The sequence below is a fragment of the Bradyrhizobium sp. BR 1433 genome (assembly GCF_051547665.1).
In the GTDB taxonomy this organism is placed as follows: domain Bacteria; phylum Pseudomonadota; class Alphaproteobacteria; order Rhizobiales; family Xanthobacteraceae; genus Bradyrhizobium; species Bradyrhizobium australafricanum.
On the sequence record NZ_JBPUGG010000001.1, the window covers coordinates 8,105,923 to 8,122,351 of the forward strand.

Annotated in this window: 7 protein-coding genes and 5 pseudogenes; 7 read left to right on the forward strand and 5 right to left on the reverse strand. The window is 66.6% G+C overall.

All coding sequences use genetic code 11. From position 1 onward, the window contains the following. Positions 1-24: 24 nt before the first annotated feature. From ccmE to ACSKB9_RS38935, 7 genes and pseudogenes are all read left to right on the forward strand, one after another. Positions 25-522, forward strand: coding sequence for a cytochrome c maturation protein CcmE (gene ccmE / locus ACSKB9_RS38905; protein WP_168858113.1), 498 nt, complete (start codon positions 25-27; stop codon positions 520-522). Further along, a pseudogene (locus ACSKB9_RS38910) lies at positions 519-2,502 on the forward strand (heme lyase CcmF/NrfE family subunit). The gene ccmE and the pseudogene ACSKB9_RS38910 overlap by 4 nt, the downstream one beginning before the upstream one ends. After that, complete coding sequence (locus ACSKB9_RS38915) at positions 2,502-3,008, forward strand: cytochrome c-type biogenesis protein (RefSeq protein ID WP_438079627.1); 507 nt, start codon at positions 2,502-2,504, stop codon at positions 3,006-3,008. Before ACSKB9_RS38910 ends, ACSKB9_RS38915 begins: the two are co-directional and overlap by 1 nt. A gap of 171 nt (positions 3,009-3,179) precedes the next feature. Then, positions 3,180-4,762 (forward strand): annotated as a pseudogene (locus ACSKB9_RS38920) (Do family serine endopeptidase). A 265-nt stretch (positions 4,763-5,027) separates the two neighbouring features. Beyond that, a pseudogene (locus tag ACSKB9_RS38925) lies at positions 5,028-5,709 on the forward strand (winged helix-turn-helix domain-containing protein). Then, positions 5,693-7,147, forward strand: a complete 1,455-nt coding sequence (locus tag ACSKB9_RS38930) for an ATP-binding protein (protein ID WP_438079628.1) — start codon at positions 5,693-5,695, stop codon at positions 7,145-7,147. Before ACSKB9_RS38925 ends, ACSKB9_RS38930 begins: the two are co-directional and overlap by 17 nt. Then, a pseudogene (locus ACSKB9_RS38935) lies at positions 7,144-10,102 on the forward strand (bifunctional [glutamine synthetase] adenylyltransferase/[glutamine synthetase]-adenylyl-L-tyrosine phosphorylase). The gene ACSKB9_RS38930 and the pseudogene ACSKB9_RS38935 overlap by 4 nt, the downstream one beginning before the upstream one ends. A 143-nt stretch (positions 10,103-10,245) precedes the next feature. Here ACSKB9_RS38935 and ACSKB9_RS38940 read toward each other — a convergent pair. From ACSKB9_RS38940 to ACSKB9_RS38960, 5 genes and pseudogenes are all read right to left on the reverse strand, one after another. Further along, the gene (locus tag ACSKB9_RS38940; RefSeq protein WP_076833312.1) at positions 10,246-10,467 is read right to left on the reverse strand and encodes a formate dehydrogenase subunit delta; all 222 of its coding nucleotides are present in this window, start codon (positions 10,465-10,467) and stop codon (positions 10,246-10,248) included. Then, complete coding sequence (gene fdhD, locus ACSKB9_RS38945; RefSeq protein WP_438079629.1) at positions 10,451-11,287, reverse strand: formate dehydrogenase accessory sulfurtransferase FdhD; 837 nt, start codon at positions 11,285-11,287, stop codon at positions 10,451-10,453. Before fdhD ends, ACSKB9_RS38940 begins: the two co-directional genes overlap by 17 nt. A 2-nt stretch (positions 11,288-11,289) precedes the next feature. After that, positions 11,290-14,169 (reverse strand): formate dehydrogenase subunit alpha, encoded by a 2,880-nt coding sequence (fdhF, locus tag ACSKB9_RS38950; RefSeq protein WP_438079630.1) that lies wholly within the window; start codon positions 14,167-14,169, stop codon positions 11,290-11,292. 13 nt (positions 14,170-14,182) lie between these two features. After that, a pseudogene (locus tag ACSKB9_RS38955) lies at positions 14,183-15,750 on the reverse strand (formate dehydrogenase beta subunit). Continuing rightward, positions 15,747-16,223 carry a formate dehydrogenase subunit gamma gene (locus tag ACSKB9_RS38960; protein WP_438079631.1) on the reverse strand — a complete coding sequence of 159 codons (477 nt, stop codon included), beginning with the start codon at positions 16,221-16,223 and terminating at the stop codon, positions 15,747-15,749. The pseudogene ACSKB9_RS38955 and the gene ACSKB9_RS38960 overlap by 4 nt, the downstream one beginning before the upstream one ends. Positions 16,224-16,429: the final 206 nt, after the last annotated feature.

The window sequence follows — 16,429 nt, forward strand, 5'->3', positions numbered from 1 at the left end:
GAACGTCATGCGCAAGGATGGAACATGACCAGGAAGCAACGGCGTTTGACACTGATCGGCTGCGCGCTCGTCGTGCTCGCGATCGCCGCGGGCCTGGTGCTGAACGCGCTGCGCGATTCCATCGTGTTCTTCTCGACGCCGTCGATGGTCGCCGAAAAGCATCTTGGTCCGGGCAAGCGTTTCCGGCTCGGCGGCCTGGTGGAGCAGGGCTCGCTCAAGCGCGGCGACAATCTCGCCGTGACCTTCACCGTTGGTGACGGCGGCGCGACGCTGCCGGTCGCCTACAAGGGCATCCTGCCGGATCTGTTCCGCGAGGGGCAGGGCGTCGTCGCCGAAGGCGCGCTCGACGCCGACGGCGTGTTCCGCGCCGACACCGTGCTCGCCAAGCATGACGAGACCTACATGCCGAAGGACGTCGCCGACGCCCTGAAGAAGCAGGGCCACTGGAAGGACGATTACGGCGCCAAATCAAGCAATACGCCGAGCGCCTCCGCGGCGCCGACCCAGGGAGCCGTGCGGTGATTGCCGAAAGTGGACATTACGCCCTGGTGCTCGCGCTCGGGCTTGCGCTGATCCAGTCCATCGTGCCGATCATCGGCACGCGCTGGCGCGATGCGGCGCTGATGAACGTCGCGCGCTCGACCGCGCTCGCCCAGTTGCTGTTCGTCGCGGCGTCGTTCGCGGCGCTGGTGACGCTGCACGTCACCTCGGATTTCTCGGTCGCCAATGTCTACGAGAATTCGCATTCGCTGAAGCCGCTGCTCTACAAGATCACCGGCGTGTGGGGAAACCATGAAGGATCGATGCTGCTGTGGGTGTCGATCCTGGCGCTGTTCGGCGGCCTCGTCGCTGCCTTCGGCAACGATCTGCCGCTGTCGCTGCGCGCGCATGTGCTGGCGGTGCAGGCCTGGGTCGCCAGCGCGTTCTATCTGTTCATCCTGATCACCTCGAACCCGTTCCTGCGCATCGCCAATCCGCCGCTGGAGGGACGCGACCTCAATCCGGTGCTGCAGGATATCGGCCTCGCGGTGCATCCGCCGATGCTCTATCTCGGTTATGTTGGCTTCTCGATCTCGTTCTCGTTCGCGGTGGCGGCGCTGCTCGAGGGACGGATCGACGCCGCCTGGGCGCGCTGGGTGCGGCCGTGGACGCTGATGGCGTGGATTTTCCTGACGCTCGGCATCGCCATGGGCTCCTATTGGGCCTATTACGAACTCGGCTGGGGCGGCTGGTGGTTCTGGGATCCGGTCGAGAACGCCTCGCTGATGCCGTGGCTTGCCGGCACCGCGCTGCTGCATTCGGCGCTGGTGATGGAGAAGCGCAACGCGCTGAAGGTCTGGACCGTCCTGCTGTCGATCCTGACTTTCTCGCTGTCGTTGCTCGGCACCTTCCTGGTGCGCTCCGGCGTGCTGACCTCGGTCCACGCGTTCGCCACCGATCCGACACGCGGCGTGTTCATCCTGCTGATCCTGTTCGTCTTCATCGGCGGCAGCCTGTCGTTGTATGCTTGGCGTGCGCCGGCGCTGAAGCAGGGCGGGCTGTTCGCGCCGATCTCGGCGCGAAGGCGCGCTGGTGCTCAACGATCTGCTGCTCACCACCGCCTGCGCGACCGTGTTCATCGGCACGCTGTATCCGCTGGCGCTAGAGGTGCTGACCGGCGAAAAGATCTCGGTCGGCGCGCCGTTCTTCAATTTCACCTTCGCGCCGCTGTTCGTGCCGCTGCTGCTCGCGGTGCCGTTCGGGCCGCTGCTGGCCTGGAAGCGCGGCGACCTGCTCGGCGCGGCGCAGCGGCTGATGGTGGCCGGCATCGTCGCGCTGGTTGCGATGGCGCTGGTGCTGGCGTGGACCTATGGCGGCGCGACCTTGGCGCCGCTCGCGATCGGGCTGGCGGTGTTCGTGATCATGGGCGCGCTGTGCGATCTCGCCGAGCGCATCGCGCTGTTCCGGATTCCGCTGTCGCTCTCGTTGCGCCGTGCGCGCGGCTTGCCGCGCGCGACCTGGGGGACCGCCTTCGCGCATGCCGGTCTCGGCGTCGCGCTGATCGGGATCGTCTGCGAAACCACCTGGAACAGCGAATATATCGGCGCGATGAAGCCGGACGACGTCGCCCGTGTCGCCGGCTACCAGTTGCGGCTCGACGGCCTGAACCCACGGCAGGGTCCGAACTTCCGCGAGATGGTCGCGCAATTCACCGTGACGCGTGACGGCGAGAAGGTCAGCGTGATGACGCCGTCGAAGCGCAACTTCACGACCCGCGGCGCCTCGACGACCGAGGCCGCGCTGATGACGCGCGGCGCCAGCCAGCTCTACATCTCGCTCGGCGATACCTCGGCCGACGGCGCGATCGCGGTGCGGATCTATCACAAGCCGCTGGTGCTGATGATCTGGTGGGGCCCGGTGCTGATGGCGTTCGGTGGTCTGCTGTCGCTGTCCGACCGCCGCTTGCGGGTCGGCGCGCCGAAGCCAGCGAAAGCGGCGCGCGCATTGCAGGCGGCCGAGTGATGCGGTCGCGCGCGCTTGCAGCCGCCGTGCTTGCGGCGGCCCTGATGCTCGGGGCGATGCCCGCACGGGCGGTGCTGCCCGACGAGGTCATGGCGGATCCGGCCAAGGAGGCGAGGGCGCGCGAGCTCTCCAAGGAGCTGCGCTGCATGGTCTGCCAGAACCAGTCGATCGACGATTCGGAGGCGCCGCTGGCGCGCGATCTCCGTCTCTTGGTGCGTGAACGCATCTCGGCCGGCGACAGCGACGCCCAGGTGATCGATTTCCTGGTGGCCCGCTACGGCGAATTCGTGCTGCTGAAGCCGCGCCTCAACGAGCACACGCTGCTGCTGTGGCTGACCCCGCCGCTGGCGCTGCTGCTGGGCGGCTTGGCGCTCTGGCGGCTCGGCCGGCGCAAGGCAAATCCGGCCGCCGGCGGGGGCGATTCCGCCCCTGGACTGACGTCCGACGAGCAGGCGCGCCTGGAACGCCTGCTGGCGGCGGAATCCGCGCCGGACAAGTCGCTTTAGTTCCCTATTAAGTCCTTTATTTGCCTGCGCTATTCTGCCGCAGCGGCGGCAACCTCAATTACAAAAGTTTAATTCCGCAGCCAGCGCGCCGTAAGGCTGATGACCCCATGTTCAGACCCATCAGGTGCTTGCCCCGGCACCAATGATTCTGGCCCCTGGAGATTTCAAGACATGACCGACCGTCCCGACCTCTCGACCCTTCCGTCCTACAAGGCGCCGAAGCGCTCGCTGTTCTCTGCCCGCAAATTCGCGCTGATGGCGTCGGTCGTGGCCGGCCTCGGTGCCGCCACCTACGGCTTCAGCCCCTCGCACAACCCCGCCGACCTATTCACGACGCCTGCGCATGCGCAGGTCAATAACGAGGTCAAGAAGGTTCAGCAGCCGGTCGGTTTTGCCGACATCGTCGAGCGCGTGAAGCCGTCGGTGATCTCGGTCAAGGTCAACATTCGCGAGAAGGTCGCGAAGGACGACAGTAGCAATGACGATTCGCCGTTCCAGCCGGGTTCGCCGATGGAGCGCTTCTTCCGCCGCTTCGGCGGTCCGGATGGCTCGCCCCGGGTCTGCGCGGTGGACCGCGTGGCGGTGGCGTGGTGACGGGCCAGGGCTCCGGCTTCTTCATCTCGGCTGACGGCTTTGCCGTGACCAACAATCACGTCGTTGACGGCGCCGACAAGGTCGAAGTCACCACCGACGACGGCAAGACCTATTCCGCCAAGGTGATCGGCACCGATCCGCGCACCGACCTCGCGCTGATCAAGGTCGAGGGCGGCTCCAACTTCCAGTTTGCCAAGCTTTCCGAAACCAAGCCGCGCATCGGCGACTGGGTGCTGGCGGTCGGCAATCCGTTCGGCCTCGGCGGCACCGTGACCGCGGGCATCGTCTCGGCCTCCGGCCGCGACATCGGCAACGGCCCGTATGACGATTTCATCCAGATCGATGCGCCTGTGAACAAGGGCAATTCGGGTGGCCCGGCGTTCGACGTGTCCGGTGAGGTGATGGGCGTCAACACGGCGATCTACTCGCCGTCCGGCGGCAGCGTCGGCATCGCGTTCTCGATCCCGGCCCAGACCGTCAAGAGCGTCGTCGCCCAGCTGAAGGACAAGGGCGCGGTCAGCCGTGGCTGGATCGGCGTCCAGATCCAGCCGGTGACTTCCGACATCGCCGACAGCCTCGGCATGAAGAAGGCCGAAGGCGCGCTGGTTGCCGAACCGCAGGCCAACGGCCCCGCAGCCAAGGCCGGCATCGAATCCGGTGACGTCATCACCGCCGTCAATGGCGAGCCGGTGAAGGATGCGCGCGAACTCGCCCGCACCATCGGTGGCCTCGCGCCCGGCAATGCCGTGAAGCTGAACGTGCTGCACAAGGGTCAGGACAAGACCGTCAACCTCACGCTCGGCCAGCTGCCGAACAACCTGGAAGCCAAGGCTGACACCGACAAGAGCGACAAGGGCAATTCGTCCCGCGGCACCGACGTGCCGAAGCTCGGCCTCACCGTCGCGCCCGCCAACAGCGTGGCCGGCGCCGGCAAGGATGGCGTGGTCGTGACCGAAGTCGATCCCAAGAGTGCTGCCGCTGAGCGGGGCTTCAAGGAAGGCGACGTGATCCTCGAGGTCGCCGGCAAGTCCGTCGGCACCGCCGGTGAAGTGCGGGATGCGATCACCGCGGCGCGCAATGACAGCAAGAACAGCGTTCTCATGCGCGTGAAGAGCGGCGGTTCGTCGCGCTTTGTGGCAGTGCCGCTGGCGAAGGGATAACTATCTATGAGTTGGAAGGCGTCGCCGGCATCAGTCGCCCCCGCCGACGGCGCTTTCCGGGGGGCGGGCCCCTTGCTCGCTCCCTACGTTGCCTTTCGATGGAATATGCCCCCCTCTGTCGGAAGGTCTCAGGGCGGTGAGGTCCCCCAGCTTCACCGCCCACTTTTTTCAAGCAATCGAGAATATGCGCGGTCGTCTTGCATGTGCAGGCCGGCCGCGTCATGCTGACAGAGGGCCAATTCCCGTGACCGCAATCGCTCCGCAAATGCGCATCCTGATCATCGAAGACGACCGTGAGTTCAGCCGACTATCTGGTCAAGGCATTCCGCGAAGTCGGCTATATCGCCGATCTCGCTTCCGATGGCGAGGAAGGGCTGTCGATGGCCGAGTCCGGCGACTACGACGTGCTGGTTGTGGATCGCATGCTGCCGAAGCGTGACGGCCTGTCGCTGATCGGCAGCCTGCGGGACAAGGGCAACCGGACGCCGGTGCTGATCCTCTCGGCGCTCGGCCAGGTCGATGACCGCATCAAGGGCCTGCGCGCCGGCGGCGACAACTACCTGCCGAAACCCTATTCCTTCGCCGAGCTGCTCGCGCGCGTCGAGGTGCTGTCGCGGCGCGATGTCGGCCCGGCCGAGGAGACGACCTACCGGGTCGGCGACCTCGAGCTCGATCGGCTGTCCCATCGCGTCGCCCGCGGCAAGGACGAGCTGACCTTGCAGCCGCGCGAGTTCCGCCTGCTCGAATATCTCATGAAGCATGCCGGGCAGGTGGTGACGCGCACCATGCTGCTCGAGAATGTCTGGGATTATCATTTCGATCCGCAGACCAACGTCATCGACGTCCACATCTCGCGGCTGCGCTCCAAGATCGACAAGGGTTTTGAGCGGCCGCTGCTGCATACCATCCGCGGCGCGGGGTATATGATCCGTGACGGCATTCGGTAAACTGATCCGGACCACGGCGTTTCGGCTGACGCTGGTCTACTTGTTCCTGTTCGCGCTGTTCGCCGCCTCGCTGCTGGCTTACTTCGCCTGGAACACGCGGCGGCTGATCACCGAGCAGATCACGACGACGGTCAATGTCGAGATCAGCGAGATCACCGACATCTACAACCGCCGCGGCCTGCGCGGCCTGCTGGGCACCATGGGCAATCGTGCGCTGCGGCCGGGTGCCAACCTCTATCTGGTGACGGCGCCGAACGGGCAGATGCTCGCCGGCAATGTCGGCGCGCTGGCGCCGGGCGTGATGAGCACGCAGGGCTGGACCGAGACCGCCTATCGCCGGCTGGACGACCAGGACAAGACCGATCACCGCGCCCTGGTGCGGGTCACCCAGATGGACAACGGCTTCCGCCTGCTGGTCGGGCGCGACCTCGAGGAACGGCGGCGGCTGTTCGGCATCGTCGCCAAGGCCGCGCAATGGTCGATCCTCGTCGTCGTCGTGCTCGGCATCGGCGGCGGTATCTTCGTCGCCCGCCGCGTGCTGCACCGGATCGACGCCATGACCGGAACCACCAAGCGCATCATGGCGGGCGATCTGTCCGGCCGGCTGCCGGTCGGCCGCAGCGGCGACGAGCTCGATCGCCTGGCGGAAAATCTCAATGCCATGCTCGAGCGCATCGAGGCGCTGATGACGGGGCTGAAGGAGGTCTCCGACAACATCGCCCATGACCTCAAGACGCCGCTGACGCGGCTGCGCAACCGCGCCGAGGAGGCGCTGGCGCGGTCGGGCTGCGAGGCCGACTATCGCGCGGCGCTGGAGCGGACCATCGAGGAATCCGACGGGCTGATCCGCACCTTTAACGCCCTGTTGATGATTGCGCGTGCCGAGTCCGGCCAGGCGCGCGGCAACATGGACGATTTCGACGGTGCCGATGTCGCCAACGGCATCCACGAACTGTACGAGCCGCTGGCCGAGGACGACGGCATGACGCTGCAGGTGAAGACCGTGCCGGCGCCGATTCACGGCAACCGCGAATTGATCAGCCAGGCGGTCGCCAACCTGGTCGAGAATGCCATCAAATACGGCAAGCCCGACGTGAGCGCACAGCCGCTCAATGCGGATGCGCGGGAGATTCTGATCGAGGCGCGGCGCGAGGGCGACCAGGTCTTGCTTAGCGTCACCGACCACGGTCCGGGCATTCCCGAGGCCGACCGCAAGCACGCGGTCGAGCGCTTCGTCCGGCTAGAGGCGAGCCGGACCTTACCCGGTTCCGGTCTCGGCCTCAGCTTGGCCTCTGCAGTCGCCACACTTCATGGCGGCGAGCTCAGGCTCGGCGATGCCCATCCGGGGCTGGTCGCCACCCTGGTGCTGCCCGCGCGGGCGGGCGGCAGTGACAGGCTTGCGGCTCAAACGCAGGATGTGCCACAGAAGGCGGCATGAATGCCGCCGCGCCGGGATACGCGGATCGACATCGTCTGGCCGCGCGGTTCGCGGACGGACCGCGTGTCGCCGCGCCCGTATCCGCCGATCAGCGCCTGACCGACTGGTTCGCCGAGCTCGAGCCGGCGCGATTGGCCGCGCTCAATGCGCTGCTTGAACATCCGTTCGCACGCGACATCCTGCGCGGCATCGCCGAGTTCTCGCCCTACCTGTTCGAGCTCGCGCGTGCCGACGCCGCGCGGCTGATCCGGATCCTGTCATGCGACCCGGAGTTCGCATCTGGCCAACCTGATCGAGACGACGTCGCGCGAGGTGCTCGCCGCCGGCAGCGAGGCCGACGTGATGGTTCTGCTTCGCCGCATGAAGGCGGAGGCCGCGCTGATGATCGCGCTGTGCGACATCGGCGGCGTCTGGCCGGTGATGCGGGTGACGGCGGCGCTGACCGACGTCGCGGTGAATTCGGTGCAATCGGCGCTGCGATATCTGTTCCGGCAGGAAGTGGCCCGCGGCCGGATGACCGCGGCCGATCCAGATCACCCCGAAGCAGGTTCGGGCCTGATCGTGCTCGCGATGGGCAAGATGGGGGCCGGCGAGCTGAACTATTCCAGCGACATCGACCTGATCGTGTTCTTCGATCGCGCGGCCACCTCGCTCGCCGAGGACATCGAGCCGCAGCCGTTCTTCGTGCGCGTCACCCAGGCGATGGCGCGGATGCTACAGCAGCGCTCGGGCGACGGCTATGTGTTCCGGGTCGATCTCAGGCTGCGTCCGGACCCGGCCTCGACCCAGGTCGCGATCTCGACCGACGCGGCGTTGCATTATTACGAACGCGAGGGACGCACCTGGGAGCGTGCTGCGATGATCAAGGCGCGGCCCTGCGCCGGCGATCCCAAGGCCGGCGAGGCGCTGATCGCCGAGCTCGCGCCCTTTGTCTGGCGCAAGCATCTGGATTTTGCCGCGCTTGCCGATGTCCACGACATGAAGCGGCAGATGCAGACCTATCGCGGCCAGAGCGAGATCTCGGTCGAGGGCCATAACGTCAAGGTCGGCCGCGGCGGCATCCGCGAGATCGAGTTCTTCGCCCAGACCCAGCAGCTGATCGCTGGCGGCCGCCATCCGGAGTTGCGGGTGCGGCCGACGCTGGAGGCGCTCAACGTGCTCGCCAACAGCAACTGGATCACCTTTGAAGCGCGCGACGAATTGACGACGGCCTATGAATTCCTGCGCCGGGTCGAGCACCGGCTGCAGATGATCGCCGACGAGCAGACCCATTCGCTGCCCGAAGCGCCTGAGGATGTCGAGCGCTTTGCGCATTTCTTCGGCTACGAAAATCGCGAGGCCTTCGCCAGAGACCTGCTCGGCCAGCTCAAGATCGTGCAGAACCACTATGCCAAGCTGTTCGAGGGCGACGATCCGACCGGCACCGCAAAGCTGCCGGATATCGACTACGGCACCGGGCCTGAGGACGCCCGCCTGATCGAACATCTCGCCAATCTCGGCTTCAAGAAGCCCATTGCGGTTGCCGGCACCGTGCAGCAATGGATCGAGGGCGACTATCGCGCGCTGCGCGTCGAGGCGACGCGCGCCGCGTTCCTGGAATTCATTCCCGGCCTGATCGACGGCCTCGCGCATGCCGAGGAGCCGGATGATGCGGTGGCGGCGTTCGACCGTTTCCTCGGCGCGCTGCAGCGGGGCGGCCGGCTGATCTCGCTGCTCAGCCAGAACCGCGACTTCGTCGCGCTGGTGGCGCTGATCCTCGGCGCGGCACCGCGGCTCGGCGACATGCTGGCGCGGCAGCCGCAGATCATGGACGGCCTGGTCGATCCGCGCTTCTTCGGCGCGATGCCGGACAAGAAGGAACTGTCGGAGCGGCTGGCCGCCACGCTGCAGGATGCGTCGTCCTACGAGGATTTTCTCGATCGTCTGAGATTGTTCGGCCAGGAGAGCCTGTTCCTGATCGGCACGCGGATCCTGTCCGGCACGGTATCGGCGCAGCACGCCAGCACCGCCTTTGCCGATGTGGCCGAGGGGATCGTCCACACCGTGCACGGCCTCGTCACCGACCAGTTCGCCGCGCAATATGGTCGGATCAATGGGCAGGAGACCGCGATCGTCGCGATGGGGCGGCTCGGCAGCCGCGAGATGACGGCGTCCTCCGACCTCGATTTGATCCTGCTGTACGATTTCGATAGCGAGGCGCCGGACTCCGACGGCGAGCGCTCGCTGCATGGCGCGCAGTATTTTGCCCGCTTCACCCAGCGCCTGATCAGCGCCTTCACGACCCGGACCAATTACGGCGTGCTCTATGAGGTCGACATGCGGCTGCGCCCGTCGGGGCGCGCCGGCCCGGTCGCCTCGCGGATCGATTCGTTCTCCGACTACCAGGAGCGCGAGGCGTGGACCTGGGAGCACATGGCGCTGACGCGCGCCCGCGTGATCTCGTCGTCGCCGGAATTCCGCGAGAAGATCGAAGCGATCATCCGCAGCGTGCTGACCCGGCCGCGCGATGCGGCGTCGACCGCGGCCGACGTTGCCGACATGCGGCGCGCGATCGCGCTGGAGAAGGGCGAGGACGACGTCTGGGATCTCAAGCTCGCCGCCGGCGGGCTCGTCGACATCGATTTCATCGCGCAATATCTCCAGCTCGTGCATGCCGCGGTGAAGCCGGAAATCCTCAGCGTCTCCACGCTGCAGGTGCTCGACAATGCCGCCAAGCTCGGCCTGCTCGGCCAGTCCGAGGCGGAGATCCTGCGCTCGGCGGCGCGGCTCTATCATGACCTGACGCAGATCCTGCGGCTCTGCGTCACCGGCAAGTTCAATCCGGAGACCGCGGGCGAAGACCTGCTGCGCGTAATGGCGCGGGCCGGGGACACGCCGGACTTCTCCGCGCTGGAAGCGCGCCTGCGCGAGACCCAGAGCGAGGTGCGCCGCGTCTTCAACACGATCGTGGGGTAGGGGAAGCTACGATCTCAATCCCGTCATCCTGAGGAGCGCGTAGCGCGTCTCGAAGGATGCACGGCCACAGCCGGGCCGTCGACCCTTCGAGACGCCGCTATGCGGCTCCTCAGGGTGACGGTGATAGAGCAGGGCGCGGCTGCCTACGCCTGCTGCTTCAGCTTCTGCAAGGCATCGCGGACGTCGGGATCGAGGCCGGTGCCGCCGGCGTCGAGATGGGCGAAGATCTGCTTGCGCATCCGCGGATCCCAGAACTTCCAGATGTGCTCGGAAATGCCCTGCACGGCACGCTCGCGCCCCTGGCTCTGGAAGAATTTTCCGATCTGGTTCGCCATATAGACCAGTTTGTCAGGCGACGACGACATAAGCGGGCTCCTTGCCGGCCATCGCGCCTGTGACGCGTTCCGGATGCGTAAAGATTTCAAATCCATCGGCGCGAGCGATCGCGGCGAGCGTGATGCCGGCGGCATCCGCCATCCGCACCGCAAGCGCGGTCGGCGCCGACACCGCAGCGATCAGCGGCGCGCCGATCGCGGCGGTCTTCTGCACCATTTCGACCGAAACGCGGCTGGTGAGCAGCACCATGCCTTCGTTGGCGGCCACCTTGTCTCGAGCCAGCGCGCCGACGAGCTTGTCGAGCGCATTGTGGCGGCCGACATCCTCGCGCAGCGCCACGATGCCGCGCGCGCCCGTCCAGAACGCCGCGGCGTGCACGGCGCGGGTCTGGTGGTTGATCTCCTGCAGCGGCGCCACCGCCGCCATCGCCGCCATGATCTCGCGCGGCGAGAAGGCGCGGCCCGCGCGTACCACCGCGGCCGGCCGGACTGCCTCGCTGATGGAATCGAGTCCGCACAGGCCGCAGCCGGTCGGTCCGGCGATGTTGCGCCGTCGCTCGGCGATCCGCTCGGCCCTGTCAGGCCTGAGCCACATCCGAAGCTCGATGCCGTCATCGAGCTCGACGATGTCGAGGGTCTCGATCTCGTCGGCCGCTTGCACGATGCCTTCGCTCAGGCTGAAGCCCACGGCGAAATCGCCGAGGTCCTCGGGCGAGCCCATCATCACGGCGTAGGTGCCGCCATTATAGGTCAGCGCGAGCGGCGTCTCCTCCGGGATCAGGCGCGCGCCGTCGCTGAAGACGCCGTTGCGCCAGACCTTCCGGTTCGCCTGATAGACGGGCTCGCGCATCGCTATTCCGCGGCTTCCACCACCGGCGCGGCGATGCGGCGGGAGTGGCGAGCCTGCTCGTCATAGGCCTTCTGCCAGTCGGACGGACCGTTCGACGGCGAGATCTGCACTGCGGTGACCTTGTACTCGGGACAGTTGGTGGCCCAGTCCGAGAAATCAGTCGTGATGACGTTGGCCTGGGTGTCAGGGTGGTGGAACGTGGTGTAGACAACGCCCGGCGCCACGCGGTCGGTGATCTCGGCGCGCAGCGTGGTCTCGCCGGCGCGGCTCGCCAGCCGCACCCAGTCGCCGTCGCGCACGCCGCGCTGCTCGGCGTCGTGCGGATGGATCTCCAGCCGGTCCTCGGCATGCCACACCACGTTCTCGGTGCGGCGGGTCTGCGCGCCGACATTGTACTGGCTGAGGATGCGGCCGGTGGTGAGCAGCAGCGGGTAGCGCGGGCCGGTGCGTTCGTCGGTCGCGATATATTCGGTGAGGATGAACTTGCCCTTGCCGCGCACGAAGCCGCCGATATGCATCACCGGGGTGCCTTCCGGCGCCTTCTCGTTGCAGGGCCACTGCACCGAGCCGAGCTCGTCGAGCCTGGCATAGGAGACGCCCGCGAAGGTCGGCGTCAGCGCGGCGATCTCGTCCATGATCTCGGATGGATGGGTGTAGTTCATCTCGAAGCCCATCGCCTTGCCGAGCATGATCGTCACTTCCCAGTCGGCGTAGCCGTTGAGCGGCGTCATCACCTTGCGGACGCGCTGGATGCGGCGTTCGGCATTGGTGAAGGTGCCGTCCTTCTCGAGGAAGGTCGAGCCGGGCAGGAAGACGTGGGCGTAGTTCGCGGTCTCGTTCAGGAAGAGATCGTGGACGATGACGCATTCCATCGCCGACAGCGCCGCCACCACATGCTTGGTGTTGGGGTCGGACTGCAGGATGTCCTCGCCCTGCACGTAGAGGCCCATGAAGCTGCCTTCGATGGCGGCGTCGAACATGTTCGGGATGCGCAGGCCCGGTTCGTTGTTGAGCTTGACGTTCCACATCGCCTCGAACTGCTCGCGCACCGCGTCGCCGGCGATGTGGCGGTAGCCCGGCAGCTCGTGCGGGAACGAGCCCATGTCGCAGGAGCCCTGCACGTTGTTCTGGCCGCGCAGCGGATTCACGCCGACGCCGGGCCGGCCGATATTGCCGGTCGCCATCGCGAGGTTGGCGATCGCGATCACCGTGGTCGAGCCCTGGCTGTGCTCGGTGACGCCGAGCCCGTAATAGATCGCGCCGTTGCCGCCGGTGGCATAGATCCGGGCCGCCTCGCGCAGCACCTTCGGATCGACGCCGGTCATGATCGCGGTGGCTTCCGGGCTGTGCTTGGAATCGGCGACGAAAGTCGCCCAGTCCTGGAACTCGCTCCAGTCGCAGCGCTCGCGCACGAAGGCCTCATTGACGAGCCCTTCGGTGACGATGACATGGGCGAGCGCAGTCAGCACGGCGACGTTGGTGCCGGGCATCAGCGGCAGATGCAGCGCCTTCACGTGCGGCGATTCCACCATCTCGGTGCGGCGCGGATCGATCACGATCAGCCTGGCGCCCTGGCGCAGCCGCTTCTTCAGCCGCGAGGCGAACACCGGATGGGCGGAAGCCGGATTGGCGCCGATGATCAGCACGACGTCGGTGTCCTCCACCGAATCGAAATCCTGCGTGCCGGCCGAAGTCCCGAAGGTTTGCGACAGGCCGTAGCCGGTCGGCGAATGGCAGACGCGGGCGCAGGTGTCGACATTGTTGTTGCCGAAGCCGGCGCGGATCAGCTTCTGCACCAGATAGGTTTCTTCATTGGTGCAGCGTGACGAGGTGATGCCGCCGACCGCGTCGCGGCCGTATTTCTGCTGGATGCCCTTGAACTTTGCGGCGGCGAAATTCAGCGCCTCGTCCCACGACACTTCCTGCCAGGGGTCCTCGATCCGCTCGCGGATCATCGGCTTCAGGATGCGCTCCTTGTGGGTGGTGTAGCCCCAGGCGAAGCGGCCCTTGACGCAGGAATGGCCGCGATTGGCCTTGCCGTCCTTCCACGGCACCATGCGCACCACTTCCTCGCCACGCATCTCGGCCTTGAAGGCGCAGCCGACGCCGCAATAGGCGCAGGTGGTGACGACCGAGTGCTCGGGCTGGCCGATCTCGATCACGGATTTCTCGGTCAGCGTCGCGGTCGGGCAGGCCTGCACGCAGGCGCCGCAGGATACGCATTCGGAGCCGAGGAAGCTTTCGTTCATGCCGGGCGAGACGCGGCTGTCGAAGCCGCGGCCGGAGATCGTCAGCGCGAAGGTGCCTTGCACTTCCTCGCAGGCGCGGACGCAGCGCGAGCAGACGATGCACTTCGAGGGGTCGTAGGTGAAGTACGGATTGGACTCGTCCTTCGGCATCCAGTTGTCGTTTTCGCAGCCGTGCGATTTGGCGAAGACGTGGTTCTCACCTTCATAGCCGTAACGCACGTCGCGCAGGCCGACCGCGCCCGCCATGTCCTGCAATTCGCAGTCACCGTTCGCGGCGCAGGTCAGGCAGTCCAGCGGGTGGTCGGAGATGTAGAGCTCCATCACGCCCTTGCGCAGCTGCTTCAGCCGCTCGCTCTGGGTGTGCACGACGAGGCCGGGCATGACCGGCGTCGTGCAGGAGGCGGGCGTGCCGGCGCGGCCCTCGATCTCGACGAGGCAGAGCCGGCAGGAGCCGAAGGCGTCGACCATGTCGGTCGCGCAGAGCTTTGGAATCTGAGTGCCGGCTTCCATCGCCGCGCGCATGATCGAGGTGCCCTCGGGCACCGTGATCTGATTGCCGTCGATGGTCAGCGTGACCATCGTCTCGGATTTGGATTTGGGCGTGCCGAAATCGGTTTCCTGAATCAGCGACATCGTGATTTCCTTGTTATTCCGCGGCCTGCAGCCGGGCCGGTGCGGGACCTAGATCCCCGCCGAAATCTTCCCGGAAGTGTTTCAGTGCGCTCATCACGGGGTAGGGCGTGAAGCCGCCGAGCGCGCACAGCGAGCCGAATTTCATGGTGTTGCAGAGGTCTTCGACAACAGCGAGGTTCTCCGCCACGCGCTCGCCGTTGATGATCTTGTTGATGGTCTCGACGCCGCGGGTCGAGCCGATCCGGCACGGCGTGCACTTGCCGCAGGATTCGACCGCGCAGAACTCCATCGCAAAGCGGGCCTGCTTCGCCATGTCGACGCTGTCGTCGAACACCACGATCCCGCCATGGCCGATCAGGCCGTCGCGCGCGGCGAACGCTTCATAGTCGAACGGCGTGTCGAACAGCGCGCGGGGGAAGTAGGCCCGAGCGGGCCGCCGACCTGGACTGCGCGCACCTCGCGTCCGGTGAAGGTGCCGCCGCCGATCTCGTCGACGAGCTCGCCGAGGGTGACGCCGAAGGCGGTCTCGAACAGCCCGCCATATTTGATGTTGCCGGCGAGCTGGATCGGCATCGTGCCGCGCGAGCGGCCCATGCCGAAATCGGCGTAGGCCTTGGCGCCGTTGTCGAGGATGAAGGGAATCGCCGCGAACGACAGCACGTTGTTGATCACGCTCGGGCGGCCGAACAGCCCCTTATGCGCCGGCAGCGGCGGCTTGGCCCGCACGATGCCGCGGCGGCCCTCGAGGCTCTCCAGCAACGAGGTTTCTTCGCCGCAGACATAGGCGCCGGCGCCGACACGCACCTCGAGATCGAACTCATGGGCGGAGCCGCCGATGCACTTGCCGAGCAGGCCGGCGCGGCGGGCGGCCATGATCGCCGCATTCATCGCGTCGACCGCGTGCGGATATTCCGAGCGGATGTAGATGTAGCCCTTGGTGGCGCCTACCGTGATACCTGCGATCGTCATGCCCTCGATCACGACGAAGGGGTCGCCTTCCATGATCATCCGGTCGGCGAAGGTGCCGCTGTCGCCCTCGTCGGCGTTGCAGACGATGTATTTGCGGTCGGCGCTGGCCTGCGCCACGGTCTTCCACTTGATGCCGGTGGGGAAGCCGGCGCCGCCGCGGCCGCGCAGACCGGACGTGGTGACGTCGGCGAGGATCTGGTCGGAGGTCAGCGTCAGCGCCCGCTCCAGGCCCTTGTAGCCGCCATGGGCGCGGTAGTCGTCGACCGAGCGCGGATCGATCACGCCGCAGCGGGCGAAGGTCAGCCGGGTCTGGCGCTTCAGCCAGGCAATCTCGTCCGTGACACCAAGCCGCAGCGCGTGCTGGCCGTTGCCGGCCATCGCGTCGAGCAGGGATGGAACGTCCGCCGGCGTCGCCGGGCCGAATCCGACGCGGCCCTGGGCGGTCGCCAGTTCGACCAGCGGCTCCAGCCAGTACAGGCCGCGCGAACCGGTCCTGACGATCTCGATCGGCATGCCGCGCGCTGCTGCGGCCTGCTCGAAGGCGAGGGCGACGTCGTCGGCGCCGACGGCAACCGCGCCGGCGTCGCGGGGAATGAAGATCCGCATCGTCATCGCTGTGCCTCCGCGACCAGCGCGTCGATCCGCGCTTCATCGAGCCGGCCGACCACGCGGCCATCCAGCATCGCCGAGGGCGCGGTGGCGCACAGCCCGAGGCAGTAGATCGGCTCCAGCGTCACGCGGTCATCCGCCGTGGTGTTACCCACGGCAACGCCGAGCTTGGCTTCCGCGCGCGCCGCGAGCGCATCGCCGCCGGCGGCCTGGCAGGCCTCGGCGCGGCACAGCTTGAGGACGTGGCGTCCCGCAGGTTGCTTCCGGAAATCATGGTAGAAGGTGAAGACGCCGTGCACCTCGGCGCGCGACAGGTTGAGCGCCTCCGCCACCATCGGGATCGCAGGCTCCGGCACGTAGCCGAAGGCCTCCTGCAGCGCGTGCAGAATCACCAGCGTGGCGCCTTCGAGCCCGGCATGCTCGGCGATGATTTCAGCGCCGCGCGCCTTGTCCCAAGGTTCGTATCCCACCGTCATCAGCGCTTCTCACGATCAGTTTTTTGCTTCGCACATGAGAGTTGGAATCCTTCGAAACATCAATAAAGCTGTCTCATGCGGCGATTGCGAAACGCGATTAATAGCGTCGCCGAATGGATCGATGCGGTTTCGTAATAATGTTCTGGAATCACGCACTTCCGCGGCGCTTTGGATTTCGGGATCGCACCCCGATCGTGCTACCTATG

What these genes read in the sequence shown, in the direction of transcription:
- ccmE (WP_168858113.1), top strand. Translation starts at nt 25, where the DNA reads ATGACCAGGAAGCAACGGCGTTTGACACTGATCGGCTGCGCGCTCGTC.
- ACSKB9_RS38915 (WP_438079627.1), top strand. Translation starts at nt 2,502, where the DNA reads ATGCGGTCGCGCGCGCTTGCAGCCGCCGTGCTTGCGGCGGCCCTGATG.
- ACSKB9_RS38940 (WP_076833312.1), bottom strand. Translation starts at nt 10,467, where the DNA reads ATGTCGTCGTCGCCTGACAAACTGGTCTATATGGCGAACCAGATCGGA.
- fdhD (WP_438079629.1), bottom strand. Translation starts at nt 11,287, where the DNA reads ATGCGCGAGCCCGTCTATCAGGCGAACCGGAAGGTCTGGCGCAACGGC.
- fdhF (WP_438079630.1), bottom strand. Translation starts at nt 14,169, where the DNA reads ATGTCGCTGATTCAGGAAACCGATTTCGGCACGCCCAAATCCAAATCC.
- ACSKB9_RS38960 (WP_438079631.1), bottom strand. Translation starts at nt 16,223, where the DNA reads ATGACGGTGGGATACGAACCTTGGGACAAGGCGCGCGGCGCTGAAATC.